The organism is Caulobacter sp. 1776, from assembly GCF_040545685.1.
In the GTDB taxonomy this organism is placed as follows: domain Bacteria; phylum Pseudomonadota; class Alphaproteobacteria; order Caulobacterales; family Caulobacteraceae; genus Caulobacter.
Genome location: NZ_JBEPMI010000008.1, coordinates 254,234 through 276,666 on the forward strand (window position 1 = coordinate 254,234; position 22,433 = coordinate 276,666).

General features: G+C 68.1%; 19 protein-coding genes and 1 pseudogene. 15 read left to right on the forward strand and 5 right to left on the reverse strand.

The annotated features are described in order from the left end of the window. The first annotated feature begins 5 nt into the window (after positions 1-5). From ABIC66_RS21820 to otsA, 4 genes are all read left to right on the forward strand, one after another. Positions 6-1,802 (forward strand): glycoside hydrolase family 15 protein, encoded by a 1,797-nt coding sequence (locus ABIC66_RS21820; RefSeq protein ID WP_354073083.1) that lies wholly within the window; start codon positions 6-8, stop codon positions 1,800-1,802. Positions 1,803-1,902: 100 nt separating this feature from the next. After that, positions 1,903-4,809: a TonB-dependent receptor gene (locus ABIC66_RS21825; protein ID WP_354073085.1), complete on the forward strand. Its 2,907-nt coding sequence runs from the start codon at positions 1,903-1,905 to the stop codon at positions 4,807-4,809. Positions 4,810-4,926: 117 nt separating this feature from the next. After that, positions 4,927-5,706 carry a trehalose-phosphatase gene (gene otsB, locus ABIC66_RS21830; RefSeq protein ID WP_354073086.1) on the forward strand — a complete coding sequence of 260 codons (780 nt, stop codon included), beginning with the start codon at positions 4,927-4,929 and terminating at the stop codon, positions 5,704-5,706. After that, a complete protein-coding gene (gene otsA / locus ABIC66_RS21835) occupies positions 5,703-7,187 on the forward strand; it encodes an alpha,alpha-trehalose-phosphate synthase (UDP-forming) (RefSeq protein ID WP_354073088.1) in 1,485 nt (494 codons plus the stop codon). Before otsB ends, otsA begins: the two co-directional genes overlap by 4 nt. 39 nt (positions 7,188-7,226) lie before the next feature. Here the strand turns inward: otsA and ABIC66_RS21840 are convergent, their stop codons facing one another. Then, a complete protein-coding gene (locus tag ABIC66_RS21840) occupies positions 7,227-7,595 on the reverse strand; it encodes a BlaI/MecI/CopY family transcriptional regulator (RefSeq protein ID WP_354073090.1) in 369 nt (122 codons plus the stop codon). Between the two features lie 175 nt (positions 7,596-7,770). Between ABIC66_RS21840 and ABIC66_RS21845 the strand changes: the two genes are divergently transcribed. From ABIC66_RS21845 to ABIC66_RS21865, 5 genes are all read left to right on the forward strand, one after another. Then, complete coding sequence (locus ABIC66_RS21845; RefSeq protein ID WP_354073092.1) at positions 7,771-8,592, forward strand: 2-keto-4-pentenoate hydratase; 822 nt, start codon at positions 7,771-7,773, stop codon at positions 8,590-8,592. Between the two features lie 136 nt (positions 8,593-8,728). Next, a complete protein-coding gene (locus ABIC66_RS21850) occupies positions 8,729-10,003 on the forward strand; it encodes an MFS transporter (protein ID WP_354073093.1) in 1,275 nt (424 codons plus the stop codon). Between the two features lie 73 nt (positions 10,004-10,076). Further along, entirely contained in the window at positions 10,077-11,126 is a 1,050-nt protein-coding gene (locus ABIC66_RS21855) for an oxidoreductase (RefSeq protein WP_354073095.1), read from the forward strand. Between the two features lie 6 nt (positions 11,127-11,132). Continuing rightward, positions 11,133-11,786 (forward strand): hypothetical protein, encoded by a 654-nt coding sequence (locus ABIC66_RS21860; protein ID WP_354073097.1) that lies wholly within the window; start codon positions 11,133-11,135, stop codon positions 11,784-11,786. 43 nt (positions 11,787-11,829) lie between these two features. Beyond that, positions 11,830-13,050: a PQQ-dependent sugar dehydrogenase gene (locus ABIC66_RS21865; protein WP_354073098.1), complete on the forward strand. Its 1,221-nt coding sequence runs from the start codon at positions 11,830-11,832 to the stop codon at positions 13,048-13,050. Between the two features lie 12 nt (positions 13,051-13,062). Here the strand turns inward: ABIC66_RS21865 and ABIC66_RS21870 are convergent, their stop codons facing one another. Beyond that, positions 13,063-14,829, reverse strand: a complete 1,767-nt coding sequence (locus ABIC66_RS21870; RefSeq protein WP_354073100.1) for an oleate hydratase — start codon at positions 14,827-14,829, stop codon at positions 13,063-13,065. A gap of 152 nt (positions 14,830-14,981) precedes the next feature. Here ABIC66_RS21870 and ABIC66_RS21875 point away from each other — a divergent pair, with 152 nt between their 5' ends. Next, entirely contained in the window at positions 14,982-16,535 is a 1,554-nt protein-coding gene (locus ABIC66_RS21875; protein WP_354073102.1) for a tryptophan halogenase family protein, read from the forward strand. Between the two features lie 65 nt (positions 16,536-16,600). On the opposite strand, the gene ABIC66_RS21880 is transcribed toward ABIC66_RS21875, so the two are convergent. Continuing rightward, the gene (locus ABIC66_RS21880) at positions 16,601-17,965 is read right to left on the reverse strand and encodes a cation:proton antiporter (RefSeq protein ID WP_354073104.1); all 1,365 of its coding nucleotides are present in this window, start codon (positions 17,963-17,965) and stop codon (positions 16,601-16,603) included. Between the two features lie 207 nt (positions 17,966-18,172). Here ABIC66_RS21880 and ABIC66_RS21885 point away from each other — a divergent pair, with 207 nt between their 5' ends. Then, on the forward strand, positions 18,173-18,421 hold the full coding sequence (locus ABIC66_RS21885) for a type II toxin-antitoxin system Phd/YefM family antitoxin (RefSeq protein WP_354073106.1): 249 nt from the start codon (positions 18,173-18,175) through the stop codon (positions 18,419-18,421). Continuing rightward, a complete protein-coding gene (locus tag ABIC66_RS21890; RefSeq protein WP_354073108.1) occupies positions 18,421-18,921 on the forward strand; it encodes a PIN domain-containing protein in 501 nt (166 codons plus the stop codon). The genes ABIC66_RS21885 and ABIC66_RS21890 overlap by 1 nt, the downstream gene beginning before the upstream one ends. A 4-nt stretch (positions 18,922-18,925) precedes the next feature. On the opposite strand, the gene ABIC66_RS21895 is transcribed toward ABIC66_RS21890, so the two are convergent. Then, a complete protein-coding gene (locus ABIC66_RS21895; RefSeq protein WP_354073110.1) occupies positions 18,926-19,657 on the reverse strand; it encodes a hypothetical protein in 732 nt (243 codons plus the stop codon). Between the two features lie 153 nt (positions 19,658-19,810). Here ABIC66_RS21895 and ABIC66_RS21900 point away from each other — a divergent pair, with 153 nt between their 5' ends. Further along, positions 19,811-20,500: a LuxR C-terminal-related transcriptional regulator gene (locus ABIC66_RS21900; RefSeq protein WP_354073111.1), complete on the forward strand. Its 690-nt coding sequence runs from the start codon at positions 19,811-19,813 to the stop codon at positions 20,498-20,500. 46 nt (positions 20,501-20,546) lie between these two features. On the opposite strand, the gene ABIC66_RS21905 is transcribed toward ABIC66_RS21900, so the two are convergent. Beyond that, entirely contained in the window at positions 20,547-21,458 is a 912-nt protein-coding gene (locus tag ABIC66_RS21905; protein ID WP_354073113.1) for a LysR substrate-binding domain-containing protein, read from the reverse strand. A 92-nt stretch (positions 21,459-21,550) separates the two neighbouring features. On the opposite strand from ABIC66_RS21905, the gene ABIC66_RS21910 reads away from it, so the two are divergent. Together ABIC66_RS21910 and ABIC66_RS21915 are read left to right on the forward strand one after the other, a co-directional pair. Further along, positions 21,551-22,009 (forward strand): DUF3237 domain-containing protein, encoded by a 459-nt coding sequence (locus tag ABIC66_RS21910; RefSeq protein WP_354073114.1) that lies wholly within the window; start codon positions 21,551-21,553, stop codon positions 22,007-22,009. A gap of 164 nt (positions 22,010-22,173) precedes the next feature. Next, positions 22,174-22,251: pseudogene (locus ABIC66_RS21915) on the forward strand (hypothetical protein); the annotation flags it as partial. Positions 22,252-22,433: the final 182 nt, after the last annotated feature.

The window sequence follows — 22,433 nt, forward strand, 5'->3', positions numbered from 1 at the left end:
ACCGCATGAACAAGACGCTCGACCTCTATCCGATCGGCAACTGCGCGGTCAGCGCCTTGATCGACACCAATGGCCGTTTCGTCTGGGGTTGCGCTCCGCGCGTCGATTCCGACCCGGTGTTCAGCGCCCTGCTGGACGACGCCGACCCGGACGGCGCTAGCGCCAAGGGCCTGTGGGATGTCCAGGTCGACCGTCGCGCCGAGGTCCGCCAGGGCTATCTGCGCAACACCCCGATCCTACGCACCGAGATCGCCGACGAGGACGGCGCACGGATCGAGATCCTGGATTTCGCCCCGCGCTACCAGCAGTTCGGCCGCGTCTTTAGGCCCACCGCCTATATCCGCCTGATCCGGCCGATCATCGGCGTGGCCCGCGTCACCCTGCGCCTGCGGCCCACGGCCGGCTGGGGCGCGAAGATCGCCGAGCACACCTCGGGCTCGAACCACATCCGCTATCTCTGCTCGGACATGACGCTGCGCCTGACCACCGATGCGCCGGTCTCGCACATCCTGGAAGAACGCACGTTCCGGCTAGAACAGCCGATCGCCATGTATCTGGGTCCCGACGAGGGCTTCGACGCGCCGGTGGGCGCGACCTGCGAGCGGATGCTGCGCGAGACGGAAGGCTACTGGAAGAACTGGGTCCGGGGCCTGGCCATCCCGCTGGAGTGGCAAACGGCCGTGATCCGCGCGGCCATCACCCTGAAGCTCTGCACGCACGAGGAGACGGGCGCCATCGTCGCGGCCCTGACCACTTCGATCCCGGAGCACTCGGACAGCGGCCGCAACTGGGACTATCGCTACTGCTGGCTGCGGGACGCCTATTACGTGGTCCAGGCCCTGAATCGGCTGGGCGCGGTCGACATCCTGGAGAACTATCTCGGCTATCTGCGCAATATCGTCGATCGCGCGGGCGGCGGGCACATCCAGCCGCTGTTCGGGGTCGGGTTCGAGGAGCTGCTGACCGAGCGTTTCGCCCCGGACCTGCCCGGCTATCGCGGCATGGGGCCGGTGCGGGTCGGTAACCAGGCGTTCGAGCACATCCAGAACGACGTCTACGGCCAGATCATCCTGTCGACCGTCCAGGCCTTCTTCGACGAGCGCCTGCTGCGCCCCGCCACCGTCGAGGACTTCGAGGCGCTGGAGCCGGTCGGCGAGCGGGCTTATCGGATGCACGACCAGCCCGACGCCAGCCTGTGGGAGTTCCGCGGCCGGGCCAATGTCCACACCTATTCCTCGGCCATGTGCTGGGCGGCGTGCGACCGCCTCGGCAACGCCGCCGAGAAGCTGGGCCTGAAGGACAAGGCCGCCTTCTGGAACGGCCGCGCCGCCCAGATGCGTAAGACCATCGAGGACCGCGCTTGGAACCCTACGCTGGGCCGTTTCGCCGCCACCTTCGACGGCGACGAGCTGGACGCCTCGCTGCTGCAGCTGGTGGACCTGCGTTTCCACACCGCCGACGACCCGCGTAACGTCGCCACCCTGAAAGCGGTCGAGGACGGTCTGCGCCGGGGCGCCTACCTGCTGCGCTACGCCATTCCCGACGACTTCGGCTCACCACAGACGGCGTTCAACATCTGCACCTTCTGGCTGATCGAGGCCCTGCACCTGTCCGGCCGCTCGGCGGAGGCGCGCGAGCTGTTCGAGGACATGCTGTCGCGCCGCACCGGCGCTGGCCTGCTGTCCGAGGACATCGGCTTCGCCGACGGAGAGCTCTGGGGCAACTATCCCCAGACCTACTCCCTGGTCGGCCTGATCAACTGCGCCGTCCTGCTGAGCCGCCCATGGACCTCGGTGCGCTAGAGCCGGGTCAGATGTTGCAGTTTGGGCAAACACTGAAATCCGGACGCCACATCGGTCGGGCAACCGCGACATCGGGACGTCGAGAATTCGGAGAAACGCCTTGGCGAGCCACAAGCTGACCCTGGTCGGGCTCCTGGGCTGTGTCGCGACGGTCGCGCACGCGCAGGACGCCAAGCCGCCTGCCCCCACGCCCACCCAGACGCCCAGCGCGCCGGTCGCCGCACCAGCCGCCGCGTCTCAGGCGACGCAGAAGCCCGTCACGCCCGAGGATCTCGACACCGAGGTCGAGGCCGTCACCATCACCGCCAGCGGCAAGCCGTTCGGCGCGGTGCTGGGCGACATCCCGCCCGAGGAAACCCTGAACGCGGCTGACGTCCGCTCGTTCGGGGTCAGCTCGATGGCGGACCTGCTGTCCGAATTGACGCCGCAGACCACCAGCGGCCTGGGCGGCGATCCGGTGGTGCTGCTGAACGGTCGGCGCATCTCCGGTCAGGGCGAGATCCGCGACATCCCCACCGAGGCCATCCAGCGGGTCGAGATCCTGCCCGAGGAAGTGGCCCTGAAATACGGCTACTCGGCCGACCAGAAGGTCGTGAACATCGTGCTGCGCCAGCGTTTCCGGGCCCAGACGATCGAGGGCCAGGTCGGCGGCTCGACGGGCGGCGGCCAGCTGTCGGAACAGGCCAATTACAGCCAGCTGCGCCTGAACCGCCAGGGCCGCACCAACCTGGCTATCAAACTGCAGAACAGCGACTCCTTGTTGGAGGGCGATCGCGACCTGATCAGCCGGGGCCAGAGCGGCGTCTACGACTTCGTCGGCAATATCACCGCGCCCACGACCGGCGAGATCGACCCGGCGCTGAGCGCCCTGGCCGGCGCGCCGATCACCGTGGCCGGCGTCCCGACCTCGGCCGCCGGCGCCGCGCCCGGCCTGCCCGCCTTCCTGCCGGGAGCCAACAAGGCCAATGTCAGCGATCTGGGTGACACCCGCACCCTGCTGCCGAAGACCACCCAGCTCACGATCAACAGCGTCACCAATCGCTACGTCTGGGACAATGTGTCGGCGACCCTGAACCTGGGGGCCACGGCTTCGCAGAGCGACTCCCTGCTGGGCCCGGCCCGCGCGCGCCTGCTGATCCCGACCGGAGATCCCTATTCGCCGTTCGGCCGCGACGTGGCGCTCTATCGCTATCTCGGCGAGCAAGCCCCACTGGGCCAGACGTCGAAAGACCTGTCCGGCCATGCCGGCTTCACGCTGAACCGCGACACCGAAGACCTGCGGCTGTCCTTGACCGGCAACTACGACCACGCCGTCAGCACCACCCTGACCGATCGCGGCGTTGACCTGACCAATGTCAACGCCCGCCTCGCCGCCCGTGACCCGACCTTCAACCCGTTCGCCCCGCTGGACGGCCAGCTGGTGCTGACCGACCGCGCCCGCTCGACCAGCGACACGGCCGACCTGCAGTTCGTGGCCAACGGAGCCCTGGCCCATTTCAAGGCCGGCGACCTGTCGACGACGTTCAAGGCCGGCGTCAACGGCTCGCGACTGCAAGCGGTCTCGCGCCGCTCGGGTGTGGAGAGCGACAGCGAGCTGTCGCGCGGCGACGCCAATGTCCAGCTCAGCTTCGACCTGCCGCTGGCCAGCCGTCGCAAGGGCGTGCGAGCCGGGATCGGCGACCTGTCGACCAACCTGAACCTGGCGGCGCGCCAGGTCTCGGATTTCGGGACCCTGACCACGATCGGCGGCGGCCTGAACTGGTCGCCGATCAAGCCGATCAGTTTCATCGTCTCGATGACCCGCCAGGAAAACGCCCCTAGCATCGCCCAGCTGGGCAATCCGCTGGTCACCACGCCGAACGCCCAGGTCTTCGACTATGTGCGCGGCGCCAGCGTCGATGTCACCCGGATCAGCGGTGGCAATCCGAACCTGAAGGCCGAGGAGCGCAACGTCCTGAAGCTGGGCGGAACCTACCGGCCCGAGAAGATCACCGGCCTATCGCTGACCGCCAACTACACCCGCATCCGGATCAACAACCCCGTCGCCGGCTTCCCGGCCGCCACGGCGGCGGTCGAGGCGGCCTTCCCCGATCGCTTCACCCGCGACGCCGACGGCAATCTGACCCGCATCGACACCCGTCCCGTGAACTTCGCCAGGCGCGAGAGCGAGCAGTTCCGCTGGGGCCTGAACTTCTCGCGCCAGATCGGCAAGACGCCGCCCCCGCCGCCCGGCGGCTGGCGCGGCCGGCAAGGCGGCGGTCGAGACGGCGATCAGGGCGGTCAATCCGCCGTGCCTGGCGCGGAACTGCTGCGCCGGAACAACAGCGACGGTGACGCCGCTCGCGCGCCGACGCCTCAGCCCGACACCCTCGCCCAAACCCCAGGGCAGACCCCTCCGACGGGCGAGGACCCGCCGCGCCCGGCCTTCGACGGCGGCGGCCAAGGCGCGCGCGGCTCTGGCGGCTTCGGCGGCGGGCGCGGCGGCTTCGGGGGCCGGGGCGGCGGCGGCAATCCCCGCGCCACCCGCCTGCAGCTGGCGCTGTTCCACACCGTCCACCTGAAGGAGCGAGTGACGATCAACGATGCGATCCCGGCCCTGGATCTGCTGAACGGCGACGTTCTGGGCTCGGGCGGCGGCCAATCCCGCCACGAGGTCGAGGCCCAGGCGGGGATCATCCACTACGGCCTCGGCGCGCGCCTGTCGGCCAATTGGCAGAGCGGCACTCACGTGGTCGCCGGCGCCGGCGGCGCGAGCACCGACCTGGATTTCTCCAGCCTGGCGACTCTGAACCTGCGTCTGTTCGCCGATCTGGGCGTGCGGCGGGAGCTGGTCCAGAAGCACCCGCTCCTGCGAGGCACGCGCCTGAGCCTGTCGGTGAACAATCTGTTCGACACGCGACAAACGGTGCGCGACGCCACCGGCGCGACGCCGGTGACCTACCAGCCAGATTATCTGGATCCGCGTGGGCGGGTGATCCAGTTCAGCGTTCGGAAGCTGCTGTTCTAGCGGCCTCCCCCTCTCGTCGGTACGCGCGATCCCGGAAACTTGAGCGCCTTCCCGGGATCGAACCTGGCCGTTCGGCGTTTTTGCCGCATGTTGCTTACTGATGAGGGGGTTCTCGCCATGACCGCGGTTCAGCCGGTCTCGCGGGCGGAGTCTGTCGACCTCCCGCCCCCGCCCTTCGACTTGCCGCGCCGTTGCGCGCTGTTTCTCGACCTCGACGGCACCCTGGCGCCGATCATGCCGCGTCCCGACGACGTGGGCCCCGACCCGCGCCGCGCGCACCTGGTCGCCCGCCTGCGCGAGGCGTTCGACGACCGGGTCGCGGTGGTCAGCGGCCGCGCCCTGCCCGACCTGGATCACATCCTGGATGGCGGGGTGACCGCGATCGCCGCCGTCCATGGCCTGGTCCGCCGCGCCGCCGACGGCGCGATCATCGACCGCCAACCTCACGCCGGCCTCGAGGACGCCCGCCGCATCCTGGGCGAACTGGCCCATTGCGAGCGCGGCCTGCTGTTCGAAGACAAAGGCCTCAGCGTCGCCCTGCATTATCGCGCGGCCCCGGCCTGCGCTGACGCGGTGATCGAGGCCGCCGAGCGCCTGTCGCAGGCTACGGGCCTCGTTCTGCAGCTGGGCGACATGGTGGCCGAGCTGCGCACGCCCGGCGCCGACAAGGGCGCGGCGGTGCGGGCCTTTCTGCGCGAGGCGCCGTTCACCGGCGCGACGCCGGTGTTCATCGGCGACGACCTGACCGACGAGGACGGCTTCGTGGCCGCCAAACGCTTGGGCGGCTTTGGCGTCCTGGTCGGCGAGCCTCGCCCGACCGAGGCCCGTCATCGCCTGGCCGACCCCGCCGCCGTCTTCCAGTGGCTGGAAGGCCTTACGGTCCCGGTGATCGCATGAGCCGGCTGATCGTCGTCTCCAATCGCGTCAATCCGCCGAACCCGGCGGAGGGCGGCGAAGGATCGGTCGGCGGCCTGGCCATGGCCCTGGCCGCGGCGCTGCGCGAATATTCCGGCATCTGGTTCGGCTGGAGCGGCAAGACCGTCCCGGAATTCACCGGCCAGCTGAACATGCAGCGGATCGAGGGCGTCACAGTCGCCACCGTCGACCTCGAGGAGACCGACTACCAGGAATATTACAACGGCTACGCCAACAAGACGCTGTGGCCGCTGTTCCACTATCGCGTCGACCTAACCGCCTACGACCGCTCGTTCGGCGAGGGCTACGACCGGGTCAACAAGCGGTTCGCCGAGACCCTGCTGCCGCTGATCGAGCCGGACGACATCGTCTGGGTCCACGACTACCACCTGATCCCGGTCGCTCGGGAACTGCGGCGCATGGGCGTGACCAACCGGATCGGCTTCTTCCTGCACATCCCCTGGCCGGCGCATCAGCTGGTCACCACCCTGCCTCGCCACCGGCCGCTGGTGGAGGCGCTGTTCCATTACGACCTGATCGGCTTCCAGACCGAGGAGTCTTTGCAGGCCTTCGAGGGCTATGTGTTCTCGGAGGTGCATGGCTCGAAGAACGAGCGCGGCGAACTGCTCGCCTTCGGCCAGCGCCTGCAAGCGGCCGCCTTCCCGATCGGCGTCGACGCCAAGGACTTCGCCGAAATCACCAGGAGCGCCACCGCCCGGCAGGTCTACGACCGGATGATGGCCCATAGCGTGTTCCGCAAGATGATCGTCGGCGTCGACCGCCTCGACTATTCCAAGGGCCTGGAAGAGCGGCTGATCGGCTTCGAGCGCTTCCTGCACGACCACCCGGACATGGTTCGCGAGGTCATGCTGCTGCAAATCGCCCCTCTGTCGCGCGACGAGGTCGAGGCCTACCAGGACCTGCGCGGCCGGCTGGACGGCCTGATCGGCCGGATCAACGGGGCCTATGCCGAGATGGACTCCACGCCGATCCGCTACGTCAACCGCTCGTATCGCCGCGACGAGCTGGCGGGGATCTATCGAGCGGCCAAGGTCGGCCTGGTCACGCCGCTGCGCGACGGCATGAACCTCGTGGCCAAGGAATATGTCGCGGCCCAGGATCCGGAGGATCCCGGCGTGCTGATCCTGTCCCGCTTCGCCGGCGCGGCCCGGCAGATGAAGGACGCCCTGATCGTCAATCCCAACAGCCCCGAAGAGATCTCAGATGCGCTCGAGCGGGCGCTTTCGATGGATCAGACGGAGCGCAAGCGGCGCTGGGAAGCCCTGTTCGACAATGTCGAGCGCGAGGACGTCACCGCCTGGCGCGACAACTTCGTAACGGCCCTACGCGCACGGCCGGGACCCGACGAGGACGACGACAAGCCGGAAAAGCCCGTAAGAAGCCTCGACGTGGCGGCCAAGGCGCTGAAGGCCGGCCCTGAAGCCAAGGCAATGCGGGCTTAGGGGAAGCTCCAATAGCCACCGTCATGACGACGCGTGAACTCAGCGCCCCTCGCCCATCTCGTCGATCAGTTTTTTCAGCTTTTCCACCTCATCGGCCTTCAGCGGGCGGTGCTGGGCGAAGTGGCTGATCAGAGGGGCCAATTGGCCTTCGAACAGGCGGTCGAGCAGTCCCTGGCTCTCGGAATGGACATAGGCGCTGCGGTCGATCAGCGGCCGATAGCCGTGCTTGCCGTCGGCGCGCTCGGACTTGATCGCCTTCTTCTTCAGCAGACGATTGATGAGGGTCTTGACCGTGGCCTCGCCCCAACTCTGCGACGCCCCGACTTCCGCGACCAGATCGTCAGCCGACAGCGGATGGCGGCGCCAGAGCGCTTCCATGACGTGAGCTTCAGCGGCGGTGATGTGCATGACGCTTACATCCGTAATTCTCGGGGGACGCTATACCCGCTATTACGGGTGTCAAGTCATCGGACGGTCCCCTCGTCCATCCATGCCCGCATTGTCAATGACACCGGTTTCCATTAGAGACGTCACAACACCCGCCAAGCGGGACCCGTGCCGAATTCGAGGGAGGATCTACGGCGTGACCGTTTCTGAGGCCGATAGCGAGGTTTTCGCCCCCGCGGCCATCGCCCCCCAATTCGTCAAGGCCCGCCAGGCGGGCGTCAGCGTCCCCGGCTATCCGGGCGGGGTGATTCCCTCGAGCATGGCCGCCGGCTATTCGGTGCAGGACATCGCCATCGACCTCTGGCCTGACGAACTGGTGGGCTGGAAGGTCGGCCTGGTGCCGCCGCAGCATCGCGAGCGCCTGGGCGCCGAGCGCCTGGCCGGTTGCATCTTCAAGTCCAAGGTCCAGGACGCCAAGGTCGGCGCCCCGAACGAGTTCCGCGCCATCGAGGGCGGCTTCTGCGCGGTCGAGGCCGAGTTCATCGTCCGCCTGGGCAAGGACGCCCCGGCCGACAAGACCGAATGGACCGCCGAGGAAGCCGCCGACTATGTCGGCGAGCTGCTGGTCGGCGTCGAGATCGCCGGCAGCCCGCTGAAGACCATCAACGCCCTGGGCCCCACCGTGGTGGCGTCGGACTTCGGCAACAATGATGGTCAGATCATTGGTCAGGCCATTTCCAACTGGCGCGACGTCGCCTGGGAGGATATGCCGGTCGAGACCTTCATCAACGGCGCGTCGGTCGGTAAGGCGACCGCCGCGACGATTCCGGGCTCCCCGTTGGCCGCGTTGGCCTTCCTGCTCGGGACCGTCGCCGCGCGCGGCAAGCCGCTGAAGAAGGGCATGATCGTCACCACCGGCGCGACCACGGGCATTCACGACGTGGTCGCCGGAGACGTGGCCCACATCAGTTTCGGCCCGTACGGAACCGTGGACTGCGTCGCCGTGCCGGCGAAATAGCCAAGGCGAGCGCGACGTCCGAAACGGCCTGCTGATTTCGTGGACCGTCGTGCTCTAAACATTGATTGCAGCCGCGCGGCCTCATTCGGGTGAAAAAGCCGAAGGGCGCGGGGTGTCGGGGAAGGAAGGCGTGTCCATGGACGTTTCGAAGGCCCCCACGCCGTCCGAGAAGATCGGACGGTATCGGTGGGTGATCGTGACGCTGCTGTTCGCGGCGATGGTCATCAACTACGTCGATCGCCAGACGATCGGACTCCTGAAAGCCGACCTGTCGAAGGAATTCGGCTGGGACGAGACGCACTACGCCGACCTCGTCTTCTACTTCCAGCTCGCCTACGCCGTGGCCTACATGGCCTGGGGCCGGATCATGGACAAGATCGGGGCCCGCTGGGGCTTCGGCGTCGCCTTCTTCATCTGGCAGGTCGCCCACATCGCCCACGCCGCCGCGCGCGGCTTCGGCGGCTTCGCTATCGCCCGCATGGGCCTTGGCGTCGGCGAGGCCGGCGGCTTCCCGGGCGGCATCAAGGCCGTGGCCGAGTGGTTCCCCAAGAAGGAACGCGCCTTCGCCACGGGCCTGTTCAACGCCGGCACCAATATCGGCGCCATCGTCACGCCGCTGGTCGTGCCGGGGATCGTCCTGGCCTTCGGCTGGCAGATGGCCTTCATCGTCACCGGGGTCGCTGGCCTGATCTGGTTGCCGATCTGGCTGCTGGTCTATCGCCGCCCGCGTGAGCAGAAGCGCGTCTCGCCCGCCGAGTTGGCCTATATCGAGCAAGATCCGGCCGACCCGGTCGAGAAGATCGGCTGGTCCAAGCTGCTGACCAAGCGCGAGACCTGGGCCTTCGCCCTGGGCAAGTTCCTGATCGACCCGATCTGGTGGATGTTCCTGTTCTGGCTGCCCGACTTCCTGGGCAAGCGCTACGGCCTGGACCTGAAGTCCTTCGGTCCGCCGCTGATCGCCATCTACCTGCTCAGCGACGTCGGCAGCGTCGCGGGCGGCTGGCTGTCGTCGAACCTGATGAAGATGGGCTGGAGCATCAACAACGCGCGCAAGACCACCATGCTGATCTGCGCCCTGCTGGCCGTGCCCGTCATGTTCGCCGCCAAGGCCGACAGCGTCTGGCTGGCCGTGCTGATCATCGGCGTCGCCACCGCCGCCCACCAAGGCTTCTCGGCCAATCTCTACACCCTGCCGTCGGACGTGTTCCCGCGCGGCGCGGTCGGCTCGGTCGTCGGCATCGGCGGCATGCTGGGCGCCCTGGGCGGCATGGCCTTCTCCAAGTACATCGGCAAGGTCCTCGACAGCATCGGCACCTATACGCCGATCTTCGTGGTGGCCGGCTCGGCGTATCTGATCGCTCTGATCGTCATCCACGTCCTCTCGCCGAAGATGGAGCCCGCGAAGCTCTAGCTAGCGGATCACGTTCGCGAGACACGGAAAGGCCGGGGAGCGATCCTCGGCCTTTTTCGTTTAGAACGCGGCCATGTCCGCCTTTCGTCCCCTCAACGTGGCCCTCGTCGGCTACGGCTATGTCGGCAAGACCTTCCACGCCCCGCTGATCGCCGCGACGCCTGGTCTGAACTTGCACGCCGTGGTCTCCGGTGACCCGGCTAAGGTCGCCGCCGACTGGCCCGACGCGCGTGTCGCGCCCGATCTGCCGTCAGCCCTGGCCGATCCGGCGATCGACCTGGTGGTCGTCGCCACGCCCAACGCCCTGCACGCGCCCCAGGCGATCGCCGCGCTGAACGCCGGCAAGCACGTCGTCGTCGACAAGCCGTTCGCCCTCGACGCCGGCGAGGCCCGCGCCATGGCCGACGCCGCGACCGCCGCCGGCAAGCTCCTGACCGTGTTCCACAACCGCCGCTGGGACAGCGACTTTCTGACCCTCAAGCGGCTGATCGCGGACGGGGCCCTAGGCGAGATCGTCCAGTACGAGAGCCATTTCGACCGCTTCCGCCCGGTAGTCCGCGACCGCTGGCGCGAGCGGGCCGGGCCAGGGGCCGGGGCCTGGATGGACCTGGGCCCTCACCTGCTGGACCAAGCCCTCGTGTTGTTCGGCGAGCCTCTGGCCATCGCCGCCGACATCGGCGTCCAGCGCCCGGGCGGGGAAGCGGACGACTATTTCCACGTGACGCTGCGCTATCCGACCCTGCGGGTGATCCTGCACGGCAGCCTGCTGACCGCGGCCTCGGACCTGCGCCTGGCCGTGCATGGAACCGCCGGCAGCTTCGTCAAGCACGGCCTCGATCCGCAGGAGGCTCAGCTGAAGGCCGGCATGGTCCCCGGCGCCCCTGGCTGGGGCCGCGACAGCCGCCATGGCGTCTTGACCACCGTCGAGAACGACACCCAGGTCCACACCGACGTCCCCCCGGCCCCGGCCGACTATCGGGCCTTCTACGCCGGCGTGCGCGAGGCGATCCTGCACGGCGCGCCCGCGCCGGTCCCGGTCGAGGAGGCCTTGCGCGTCATGGGCCTTCTGGACCTAACTGGTCGCGCCGCCGCCGAACGTCGCGAAATCCCGCTCGAACTCTGAGGCTCCATGCCGCTCGTCGCCGCCTTTCTCGCCGCCCAAGCCCTGGCCCAGGCCCAGGCCCAGCCGCACGGCGTGACGCTGCGCGAGACCACGTTCGAGGGGCGAAAGGCCGTCGAGCTGACGCCGATCGCCGGGACGGCGGTCGTCGACGACGAGACCCTGGCCATCGCGCCGGGACCGACCTTCCACGAGGGCGAGATCGAGGTGCGCGTCGCCGCCGACGCCCTGCCCGGCGCCGCCGAGTCGATCCGCGCCTTCGCCGGCCTGGCCTTCCGTCTGCAGGACAAGGAAACCTACGAGGCCTTCTATCTGCGGATGAAGAACGGCCGCGCGCGCGACCAAATCCAGCGCAACCACGCCGTCCAGTACGTCTCGCACCCCGAATTTCCGTGGGAGCGGCTGCGCAAGGAGACGCCCGGCGTCTACGAAACCTACGTCGACCTCGTTCCGCGCCGCTGGACCACGATGCGGCTGCGCGTCTGCGGAAGCGAGGCGCGCCTGTTCGTCGACGGCGCCCGCCAGCCGACCCTGGTGGTCCACGACCTGAAGCATGGAGCCGACGCCAAGGGCGCGGTGGCCTTGTGGATCGGGCCGGCGACGATCGGCTGGTTTTCGGACCTACGCGTCAAATCCGAGCCCGGGTGCTTGATCGAACCATGATCCGGCCTCTTATCTGACGCACATCCAGGATTAAGGCCGACTCATGCGTCCGTCCCTCCCCGCCTTCGCCATCTTCGTCGCCCTGGCCGCCTGCGGCCCGGCTCCGGCCCAACCAGGCCAAGCTGGCGCGCCGGTCGAGACCCGCCCGCCGAACGCGCCCGAGCAGAAGCCCGCGTTCGTGGGCCAGACCCGGGCGCCCGGCCTGAACTCGAACACGGTCGGCCAGTACGCGACGCTGGCCAGCGGCCTCGACCATCCGTGGGGCATGACCGTCCTGCCCTCGGGCGAGATCCTGCTGACCGAGCGGGCCGGACGGCTGCGCATCCTCGGCAAGGACGGCAAGCTGTCGCCCGCCGTCGCCGGCCTGCCCGCCGTGTTCGCCGAGGGCCAGGGCGGCCTGCTCGACGTCGCGCTGGATCCCGCTTACGCCAGCAACGGCCTGGTCTACTGGTCCTACGCGGAAGCGGACGGCGGCGTGAACGGCACGGCCGTCGCGCGCGGCAAGCTGGTCCTGAGCGCCGCGCCGAAGCTGGAGAACGTCCAGGTCATCTGGCGCCAGGCCCCGAAGATGGACAGCGCCCTGCACTTCGGCGGCCGCCTGGTCTTCGCCAAGGACGGCAAGCTCTTCATCACCACCGGCGAGCGCTCGATCCTGGAAGGCCGCGTCCAGGCCCAGCATCTGGACGCCACCCTGGGCAAGGTGATCCGCATCAATGCCGACGGCTCGGTTCCGTCCGACAACCCGTTCGTCAAGACGGCCGGCGCCAAGCCCGAGATCTGGTCGCTGGGCCACCGCAACATCCAGGCCGCCGCGCTCGATCCCAGCGGCAAGCTGTGGACCGTCGAGCACGGCGCCAAGGGCGGCGACGAGCTGAACCACCCCGAGCCCGGCAAGAACTACGGCTGGGCGACCATCACCTATGGCGAGGAATATTCCGGCAAGCCGATCGGCGACGGGATCACCCAGAAGGATGGGCTCGAGCAGCCCGTCTACTACTGGGATCCGGTGATCGCGCCATCAGGCATGGCCTTCTATCAGGCCAACCTGTTTCCCGCCCTGAAAGGCAGCCTGCTGATCGGCTCGATGAAGGAGCAGCACGTCGACCGCCTGGTCCTGAAGGACGGCAAGGTGGTCGGCGAGGAGCGCCTGTTCACCGACATCGGCGGCCGCGTCCGCGACGTCACGGTCGGTCCGGACGGCGCGATCTACGTCCTGACCGACGAGGACGACGGCAAGCTGATCAAGGTGACGCCGAAGGGGTGAGGCCGCCCCTGGCTATTCCGGGATCAGGTGGGCGTCGCGCAGCAGGTCGCCGATCTCGGTGGCGTCGATCTTGCTGAGCAGCAGCTCGCGCAGGAACGCTGGCCCCGGTGCGTCGAAGGGCTTGCCGTCGCGAACATGCCCGATCGCGGCGAGCAGCTTGCGCACATCATAGGTCGAGTTGAACACCTCCGGGACGCCCCGCTCGACGTTCAGCAGCGTATAGACCGCCTCCATCGGCGTGCGCACCGAATATTCGGTGGTGAAGATGCAGTCGCGCTCGGCGGACTCGGCGAACTGACCGATGAAGGCGAAATTGACCGCGCCCTCGGGCACGACGTCCGGCCTGTCCCCCGCCTGGCGCGGCATGAAGAAGGCGGTGATGTAGGGCATCATCACCGGCACGGCCCTGGCGCCCGTGGCGGCCAGCTCGGCGATCTCCTCGACCGGAACGCCCATGTGGTAGAGCCACTCCTGCGTGATTTCCTCGCCCGTGCAGTCCTGCATCGGCTTCTTGACGAAGTCGCCGGGCGCATCGACGAACAGCGAATAAACCCAGACGATGACCTGGTCCTTGGGCTGCTGCTTGAAGTGCGGCTGGCGACTGACCGTCCAGCTCATCAGCCAACTGGAGTCCTTGACGGTGACGATGCCGCCCGTGACCACCGCGCCGCTGAACGGGTCGCGCTTGGCGACCTTCTGGATGTAGGGCGGAATTCGCGCGTCCAGGGTGGTGATCGTCGCCGACTCCCACTTGGTTTCGGGAATATGCGCGCCGAAGACGTCGGGCCGCCCGAACGCCGGGTCCTTCGCCGCGATGTTCCGCCAGAGATCCCAGGCGGGCGCGGGACCCTCGTTGAGCTTCGCGGGCGTATGATGGTCGCCGTTGTCGGAGTTCTCGGTCAGCGATCCGATGGTCATGAACACCAGATCGTCGGGACCCAGGTCGACCCCGCCCTGGACCCCATCCTGGCGCCAGTGGATGCGCGTAGCCTGCTTGCGCTTTGGGGTGATGTCGAAGTCGACATCGATGACCTCGACGCCGTAGCGGAACGTGACGCCGCGATCGGTCAGCCATTTGTACAGCGGCAACACCAGCGACTCGTACTGGTTCCGGCGCGTGAACTTCAGGGCGCTGAAGTCGGCCAGGCCGCCGATATGGTGGATGAAGCGGTGGACGTAGAGCTTCATCTCCAGGGCCGAGTGCCATTCCTCGAAGGCGAACATGGTGCGCCAATAGAGCCAGAAGTTGCTCTTCAGGAAGTCCTCGCCGACCACCTCGTTGATCCGCTTGTTCTCCATCTCCTCGCGGGTCGCCAGGAAGAGCGAGATCAGGTCCTTCTGGGCCTTGCCGTTCAGGGTCAGGCGCGCCACGTCCTCGATGGGCTCGCCGCGGTTCTGGGTCGCCCTTTGCAGGGAGAAGTTCGGGTCGTCCTTGTCCAGCCAGTAGAATTCGTCGAGCACGCTGGCGCCTTCGACCTCGAGCGACGGGATCGAGCGGTACAGATCCCAGAGGCACTCGAAATGCTCTTCCATTTCGCGACCGCCGCGGATCACGAAGCCCTTCTCGGGCTCCTTGATGCCGTCCAGGGCGCCGCCAGGAAGCGCCAGCCGTTCGAGAATGGTGATCTTCTCGCCGGACATGTGTCCGTCCCGGATCAGAAAGGCAGCTCCAGCCAAGCTGGCCAGTCCCGAGCCCACGAAGAACGCCGTCTTGTTCTCCACGCCCTGGGGCTTGCGGGGCCGAGCGAAGGCTTCGTAATTTCCGCTGCTGTAATACATGGCGAGATCCTTTCCGGGAGCCGAGGGCTCAGGGGAGGCTAGTCGCCGGAACGCCACAATTGGGGTTAGCCCTTAGACACCCGCGATGCCGGATGGCGCCGGCGTCCCACCGAACCTCCCTCCCCCGCCCCGAACTCTGCTATCTATCCCCCATGCAACGCAGGCGAAGCATCCTCATCGTGGGCGGCGGCACGGCCGGGTGGCTGACAGCCGCCTATCTGGCCAAGGCGTTGCGCGTGGCCGACCAGGCGCACCTGGACATCACCCTGCTGGAATCGCCCGACATCGGCATCATCGGCGTCGGCGAGGCCACCTTCCCCACCATCCGCAACACCCTGCGGTTCCTGGGCATCGACGAGGCGCATTTCATTCGCGAGACCTCGGCCACGTTCAAACAAGGCATCCGGTTCGTCGACTGGGCCCAGCCGCCGGAGCCGGGCAAGCCGAAAAGCTTCTTCCACCCGTTCGAGGCGCCGTTCTCGACCGACGGGACCAGCCTGGCCCCCTACTGGCTGCTGCAGAGCGAGGCCACCCGCGCGCCGTTCGCCGAGGCCGTGACCATCCAGGCCCGGGTCGCCGACGCCCAGCGCGCGCCCAAGCGGCCGCACGAGAGCGACTTCGCCGGCCCGCTGAACTACGCCTACCATTTCGACGCCGCCAAGCTGGCCCAGGTGCTGGCCGAGCGGGCCCGCGAGCTGGGCGTGCGTCATCTGAAGGGCAACCTCACCGGGGCCGTGCTCGATGACAGCGGCGCCATCGCCTATATCGTCTGCCCCGAGCACGGCGACCTTTCGGCCGACCTCTATGTCGACTGCACCGGCTTCCGGGCCGAGCTGATCGGCAAGGCGCTGGGCTCGCCGTTCAAGTCGGCGCGGCCGATCCTGTTCGCCGACCGGGCCATGGCCTGCCGCGCGCCCTATGAGCGTCCCAACGCGCCGATCCAGAGCTATACGATCGCCACCGCCCACGAGGCCGGTTGGACCTGGGATATCGGCCTGGCCGGCGCGCGCGGCGTCGGCTGCGTCTATTCCAGCGACCACATCGACGACGACCGGGCCGAGGCGATCCTGCGCGGTTATCTGGGCGGAACGGAGATCGAGCCCCGCAAGATCGGCTTCGACGCTGGCTATCGCCAGATGCAGTGGATCAAGAACTGCGTCTCGGTGGGCCTGTCGGCCGGCTTCCTGGAGCCGTTGGAATCAACCGGCGTGGTGCTGATCGAGGCGGCGGTGGCGATGATCGCCGAACTGTTCCCGCACACGGGCCCGGTCAGCGCGCCGGCCCGGCGCTTCAACGAGCTGATGACGGCGCGCTACGACAACATCATCGTCTTCCTGAAGCTGCACTACGCCCTGAGCCGCCGGACCGAGCCGTTCTGGCGCGAAAATACCGATCCCGCCTCGATCCCCGAACGGCTGCTCGACCTGTTGGAGCAGTGGAAGCACCGCCCGCCCGCGCGGTTCGATTTCATCCTGGATCTCGAGACCTTCGCCTTCTTCAACTACCAGTACATTCTGTACGGCATGGGCTTCAAAACCGACCTGACCGACGGGGCCGGCGAGTTTCCCGACGTGGCCAGCGCCGCCAAGCTGTTCGCCAAGATCCGCGGCTTCGCCGACCGCGCGACCCAGGACCTGCCCAGCCACCGCGACCTGATCGCCCAGATCAACCGCTTCGGCTTCGACAAGGCGCTGGAGCCGGCCTGACCTAGAAAAGGGGCCGCCTCTCGCGAGGAGGCGGCCCCAGGGGGAGAGATGATTTCCCACGATCGCTAGGCGGCCGCGGCGTCCGGAACGGCGCCCAGCTCGCCCGACTCGCGGGCCTTCTTGCCGTAGACGACCTCGAATAGCGGGCTGGCCATCACCGTGGTGACGATCGCCATCAGCACCAGCATCGAGAACAGGGTCGGGCCGATGATGCCCTTCTGCAGGCCGATATTGATGATGATCAGCTCCATCAGGCCGCGCGAGTTCATCAGCGCGCCGATGCCCATGGCGGTGGCGTGGTTCTCGCCGGTCAGACGGGCGGCGAGGTAGCAGGCGCCCCACTTGGCCACGACCGAAGCGGCCAGGACCCCGCCCGCGATCAGTAGCAGGCTGGGTGAATTGACCATGTCCATGCGGGTGTTGAGGCCCGAATAGGTGAAGAACATCGGCAGCAGCAGCACGACCGCGATCGGCTCGACCTTCTTCTTCAGCTCCTCGACCAGCAGGCCGCGCGGCATGACCACGCCCAGGATGAAGCCGCCGAAGATGGCGTGGATGCCGACGGCGTCCATCAGGAAGGCCGAGACGCAGAAGGCCAGGATGACCAGGGCCAGCACGTGGGTGCTCATCTGCCCCTCGCGCTCGACCATGCGGCCCAGCGGGGCCAGGATCCTCGGGCCCATGGTGGTGACGAACAGCACCCACAGCAAGCCGCCGCCGATCGCCAGGCCGGCCACGCCGGGGCCGCCGCCGAACGTCGCCAGCACCAGGGCCAGCACGCACCACGAGACGGCGTCGTCGAAGGCGCCGGCGGTCAGGGACAGCGTGCCCAGCGAGGTCTTGGCCAGGCCGCGTTCGTTGATGATCCGGGCCAGCATCGGGAAGGCGGTCAGGGCGATGCAGGCGCCCATGAACAGGGTGGCGTTGGCCTGGCTAATGCCAGCCGCGAACAAGCCCGGGACCTTCAGCAGGAACGGCGTGATGGCCGCCGCGATCAGGAACGGCGCGGCGATGCCGGCGAACGAGACGCTCATCGCGCTCTTGGCCTTGGCCTTGAAGTGGCCGGCCTGGAAGCTGGTGCCGACCATGAACATGTAGAGGCCCACGCCCAGCTGGGCGCCGACGTACAGGATGCTCCTGGTCTCCTTGGGGAAGATCGCCGCCTGCAGGTCGGGGGCCAGCAGGCCCAGCAGCGACGGGCCTAGGACTACGCCGGCGATCATCTCGCCCACGACCTGGGGCTGCTTCAACAGCTTCTGGCCCAGCCAGCCGACGACGCGGCAGGTCAGCACGATCACGGCCAGCTGCAGGAAGAAGTGCACTGAAAAGTCGGTCGGCGAGAAGCTGTGCGCGGCCGCCTTGGTCGCCGGTCCGTGCTTGTTCAGCAGATCCGCCGCCACGGCGAACGTCTGCGAAAGTAGGTCTGACACTGTCTTGAGCCCCCTAATGGCTGTCTTGGCTTTGCGCCTTGACCTCAAGCCCGCGCAGAGATCGGCGCGATGCGCAATCGGGCCGAAGCGTTTTTGACAGCCCCATCAGCAGATTGTTTTCGTTGGCTTATTTTCTGTTGCCGCAACGACACAATGTAGTAACGTACCTACAAGACAGCCTTGTCAATTTGGGGGAAGCGGACGGCGATGAAGATCCTGACCAGCCGCGAATTCAATCAGGATGTCAGCCAAGCCAAGCGCGCGGCGAGAATCGAGCCGGTGTTCATCACCGACCGCGGCCGCCCCACGCACGTGCTGATGAGCGTCGAGACCTATCGCCGCCTGACCGGCCAGACCGAGACCATCGTCGACCTGCTGGCCATGCCAGGCCTGCCCGCCGTCGACCTCGAGCAGGCGCGCCAGGCGGAGACTTGGGACAAGCTTGGGGACCTCTGATGCACCTGCTGGACACCGACCTCGTCTTCGAGCTGCGCAACGCCAAGGCCGGCGCGACCGATCCGGGCCTGGCCGCCTGGGCCGCCGGCGCGGCGCGCTCCAGCCTGTTCATCTCGGCCCTGACCCTGCTGGAGCTCGAGACCGCCGCCGCCCGCGCCGAGCGCAAGGACAAGACGCGGCGGGCCGCGCTCCGCGACTGGCTGGACGACCGCGTGGCGCCGGCCTTCGAGGGCCGTGTGCTGGCGATCGACGCCGCCGTGGTCCGCCGCCGGGCTCACGTGCCGCTGGCCGACTCGCGCGACGCCCTGCTGGCCGCCACCGCTCTGGAGCACGGCCTGACCCTGGCCACGCGCAACGCGGCCGCCTTCGCCAAGGTCCCCCGGCTGAAGGTGTTCAATCCCTGGGGCTACAGGCCCGAGGCGCTGGACGATGTCGAGGACTGGGGCGAAGCCGCCAAGGTCGGCGCCCAGTGGCTGCGCAACATCTTCGTGCGGGGCTAGAGACCTAGCGCGGCGCCCCCGGCGCCTCCGACGCCGTCGCGACCTTCACCACGCTGCTGAACGGCGCCAGCGGCGCATTGACCAGAACCGGCGAAGGTTCAGCCGCCACCAGGACCGGCGCGACTGGTTCGGCGGCCACGAACACCGGCTTCGGCGCGGGCTTGGCGGCGATGAAGACGGTCCGGTTCCCCTTGCATGCGCCGGCGTTGTAGAGACCCTTCAGATAGCCGCGCCGCACGAAGCCGGCCTTGATGGCCTCGCGGACCATCTGGTCGTGGCGCTCGGCCCCGGTCAGTTGACGCACCCAGCCACGCATCGGGATGACGTCGGTGACGGTGCGAGCCACCACCGCCAGCATGGGTTTGGACACGCTCTCGCTCTTCTTTGGGTCCTTCTGGTCGTCGTAATCGTCGCCCAACACGGCGTCGAGATCGTCGATCTCGGCCTTCAACGGCTCACAGCCCATCTTGGGCGACGCGTAGGGGTCGGCGACGGCCTTTTTGAGCAGGTCGGGGATCTGGGAGCGCACGACATTGATGTCGCGCAGCGGTGCGGCCATGGCCGAGCCCAGGTTGTCGCTATTGGCCTCCGCCGAGGTCTGGGGGATTTTCTTGTCCTGCTGGCCCGCCAACGCCGCGCCGGCCGTCCCCAAGCCCAGACACAGCGCCAGCACGGCCACGCCGCATCGGCGGGCGGCGCCGACGGCTGGAGTGGACGGGAGAGCTGGCGACGTCATTTGCGTGAACTCGCACGATTGAACCACGCCAGATCAACCCGGGAGCGCCCCCGGGCGTTCCGCTGGACGCCCGATCATGATGCCGAGCGTTGCCGCATACGCCCGAAGCGTGCTGATCTGCCGGCTCATCCTGGAGCTGAGCCGAAACCGCCAATGCCCGATCTCCCGCGCTTGTCAGAGGCCGAACGGCGGGTGCTGCTGTTGCTGGCCCGCGGCCATACGGCCAAGAGCGCCGCGACCGCCCTGGGTCTGACCGAGGGCGCGGTCAACGAGCGGCTGCGCGAGGCGCGGCGCAAGACGGGCGTGGGCAGCAGCCGCGAACTGGCGCGGCGCGTATCGACGCCCCAAGAAACTTGGGACGACAAAATCGGGGTGGCCGCGCCGACCGCCCACAGCGACATCGGTGGCCATCCCCTCACCTTCCGGGTCCGCTGGCCCGTACTGCTCGGAGCGCTTTCGATGATCATCCTGGCTTCCGCCGCCGGCGCCTTCGCCGCCCTCGCCGTGGTCGGCCACGCGGCGCCGGCGGGTCCGCCCCGCGTGGTCCAGACCTACCCCGCCGTCGCCGCCGAGGTCGCGGCCGGCAAGATCGCCATCAAGGTCACCTTCGACCAGCCGATGCGGCCGGGCGGCTACTCGTTCGTGGCCCGCGACAAGGCCAGCTATCCGACCTGCGCCTCCACGCCGACCCAGTCAAAGGACGGGCGCAGCTTCACGCTGGACTGCGTGGTCGAGCCGGGGAAGGATTACTGGATCGGCTTCAACAGCGAGCGGTTCCGGAATTTCACCTCGACGACCGGCGTCCCGGCGGTTCCCGCGATGCTGCGGTTCTCGGCGCGCTAGAGCGCGTTGGGCGAAAGTGTGAGCGGTTTCGCCCTTAAAACGCGCGCTAAACTTTTGACTCTAGAGCCTGTTTATCGCGTTCAGATGAGTCCACCTGAACTCGACAGGCTCTAGCCGCCGACGCGCTCAGCCACGCCAGGAAAGCCCTGGCCTCGGGACGGGTCTCGCCCTCGCGAACCACGGCGAAATGCCAGTCGGCGTCGGCCAGCGCCTGGTCGAACGGCGCGACCAGCCGGCCCTCATCGAGCAGCCCGCCGAACAGCGCGCGCGGCAGCAGCGCGACGCCCTCGCCAGCCATCGCGGCCTCGGCGTTTAGCTCGTGGGTCGGGTATTCGATCGCGGCGTAGCGGACGGCCCCACTGTCGGCGCCGACCTGGGCCAGCCAGCGGATCCAGTCCGGATGCGGCAGCAGCGGAAGCCGCAGCAGGTCCGAGGGCTCAGCCAGGGCGTGCCCCGCAACCAAGGCAGGCGACAGCATCGGCGTCAGGTCGACCGGAAACAGCGCCCACGCCTCCAGGCCGGGCCAGGCGCCGGCGCCGGTCCGGATCGCGACGTCGAAAGCCTCGTTCGGGCGCGGGTCGGCGGAGACGTCGAGCTCGATCCCGACGCCGGGGTTCAGGGCGCGATACCGCGGGATGCGCGGCGCCAGGAAGCGGGCGGCGAAACTGGGCGGCGCGGTCACCCGGATGCGCGGCGGAGCGGCGTGAAACTCGGCGAGGCCGAGATCGATCTCCTTCAGCCCGCGCTCAACCCGATCCGCCAGCGCCAGCGCGGCGGTCGTCGGCGCGATCCTGGGCCCGCTGCGGACGAACAGCGACACGCCCAGCGCCTTTTCCAGCGTGCGTACGCGCAGGCTGACGGCGGCCGGCGTCACGCACAGTCGCTCGGCGGCGGCGGCGAAGCTGCCCGCCCGGACGCACGCGGCGAAGAACCTCAGCGATTCCAGGGACGGAGTCATCGCAAGTTTCCCTTTCGGTGATCGCGAGCAAAGCGCGTTTTGCCGACGCGAGCGACGGCGCCACATCTGAGCGATCGAAACGGAGCCATCACGTGTCCCTGCAATCGCGCCCCCTCTTCACCCTGACCATCCACCTGCACCCCACCATCGACTTGGGTCAGACCCCGGCCGGCGGACGCCGGATCTTCCCGGTGTCGGGCGGCGTCTTCGAGGGCGACCGCCTGCGGGGCGTCGTTTCGCCGCTGATCGGCTCAGACCTGTTGCTGATGCGATCGGACGGCGCGTTTCAGCAGGATGTCCGCCTGCTGCTCGTCACCGACGACGGGGATAACATCCTGATGACCTATCGCGGAATCCGCCGCGCCTCGCCCGAGGTCGACGCGCGCCTCTCGCGGGGCGAGGCGGTGGATCCCTCGGCCTACTATCTCAGAACCACGCCCTATTTCGAAACCGCCTCGGAAAAATACGCCTGGATCAACGGCGTGGTCTGCGTCGCGCAAGGCGGCCGCGTCGCCGGCGGGGTCCGTTACGAGACCTACGAGATCCTCTGAAGCAGCGTGACGCTGCGGGGGACATCGACGAGCGTTCAGCCTTCTCCGTCCCCGGCCCTGTGCGCCGGCCTATAGTAGCTCCACCTCGAAGCACTGGGGAGGGCGCGCGGCCAGCGACCTTCGCGGCTTCGGGGGGCGATCGAGCGGGGCCAGGTTCGAGGGGGATACTCGGACGGTCCGGGGATGAGCTTGCTGGGCTCACCCGCCCGCCGTCGGCGTGGTCGAAGGCAAAAGGGCGTGTCAGGCTGCAAGCCCGTCCTCTTCGACCTCTGGAGCTTGCCGGAAACGGCGAGGTCCGGGTCCCGGTAAGGCCTGAACAGGGCCACCCGACGGGACGCTGGCGAACAACGATCGCGCGGGGCGTCAGGCTTCGTCGAAACGGTACTACAAACTCAACTCCGGACGAACGTCCGGCGCCCCGCAT

Coding starts and splice junctions, on each gene's coding strand:
- ABIC66_RS21850 (WP_354073093.1), top strand. CDS start 8,729: ATGGACGTTTCGAAGGCCCCCACGCCGTCCGAGAAGATCGGACGGTAT.
- ABIC66_RS21900 (WP_354073111.1), top strand. CDS start 19,811: ATGCCCGATCTCCCGCGCTTGTCAGAGGCCGAACGGCGGGTGCTGCTG.
- ABIC66_RS21895 (WP_354073110.1), bottom strand. CDS start 19,657: ATGACGTCGCCAGCTCTCCCGTCCACTCCAGCCGTCGGCGCCGCCCGC.
- ABIC66_RS21885 (WP_354073106.1), top strand. CDS start 18,173: ATGAAGATCCTGACCAGCCGCGAATTCAATCAGGATGTCAGCCAAGCC.
- ABIC66_RS21865 (WP_354073098.1), top strand. CDS start 11,830: ATGCGTCCGTCCCTCCCCGCCTTCGCCATCTTCGTCGCCCTGGCCGCC.
- ABIC66_RS21855 (WP_354073095.1), top strand. CDS start 10,077: ATGTCCGCCTTTCGTCCCCTCAACGTGGCCCTCGTCGGCTACGGCTAT.
- ABIC66_RS21890 (WP_354073108.1), top strand. CDS start 18,421: ATGCACCTGCTGGACACCGACCTCGTCTTCGAGCTGCGCAACGCCAAG.
- ABIC66_RS21875 (WP_354073102.1), top strand. CDS start 14,982: ATGCAACGCAGGCGAAGCATCCTCATCGTGGGCGGCGGCACGGCCGGG.
- ABIC66_RS21905 (WP_354073113.1), bottom strand. CDS start 21,458: ATGACTCCGTCCCTGGAATCGCTGAGGTTCTTCGCCGCGTGCGTCCGG.
- ABIC66_RS21820 (WP_354073083.1), top strand. CDS start 6: ATGAACAAGACGCTCGACCTCTATCCGATCGGCAACTGCGCGGTCAGC.
- ABIC66_RS21870 (WP_354073100.1), bottom strand. CDS start 14,829: ATGTATTACAGCAGCGGAAATTACGAAGCCTTCGCTCGGCCCCGCAAG.
- otsB (WP_354073086.1), top strand. CDS start 4,927: ATGACCGCGGTTCAGCCGGTCTCGCGGGCGGAGTCTGTCGACCTCCCG.
- ABIC66_RS21860 (WP_354073097.1), top strand. CDS start 11,133: ATGCCGCTCGTCGCCGCCTTTCTCGCCGCCCAAGCCCTGGCCCAGGCC.
- ABIC66_RS21840 (WP_354073090.1), bottom strand. CDS start 7,595: ATGCACATCACCGCCGCTGAAGCTCACGTCATGGAAGCGCTCTGGCGC.
- otsA (WP_354073088.1), top strand. CDS start 5,703: ATGAGCCGGCTGATCGTCGTCTCCAATCGCGTCAATCCGCCGAACCCG.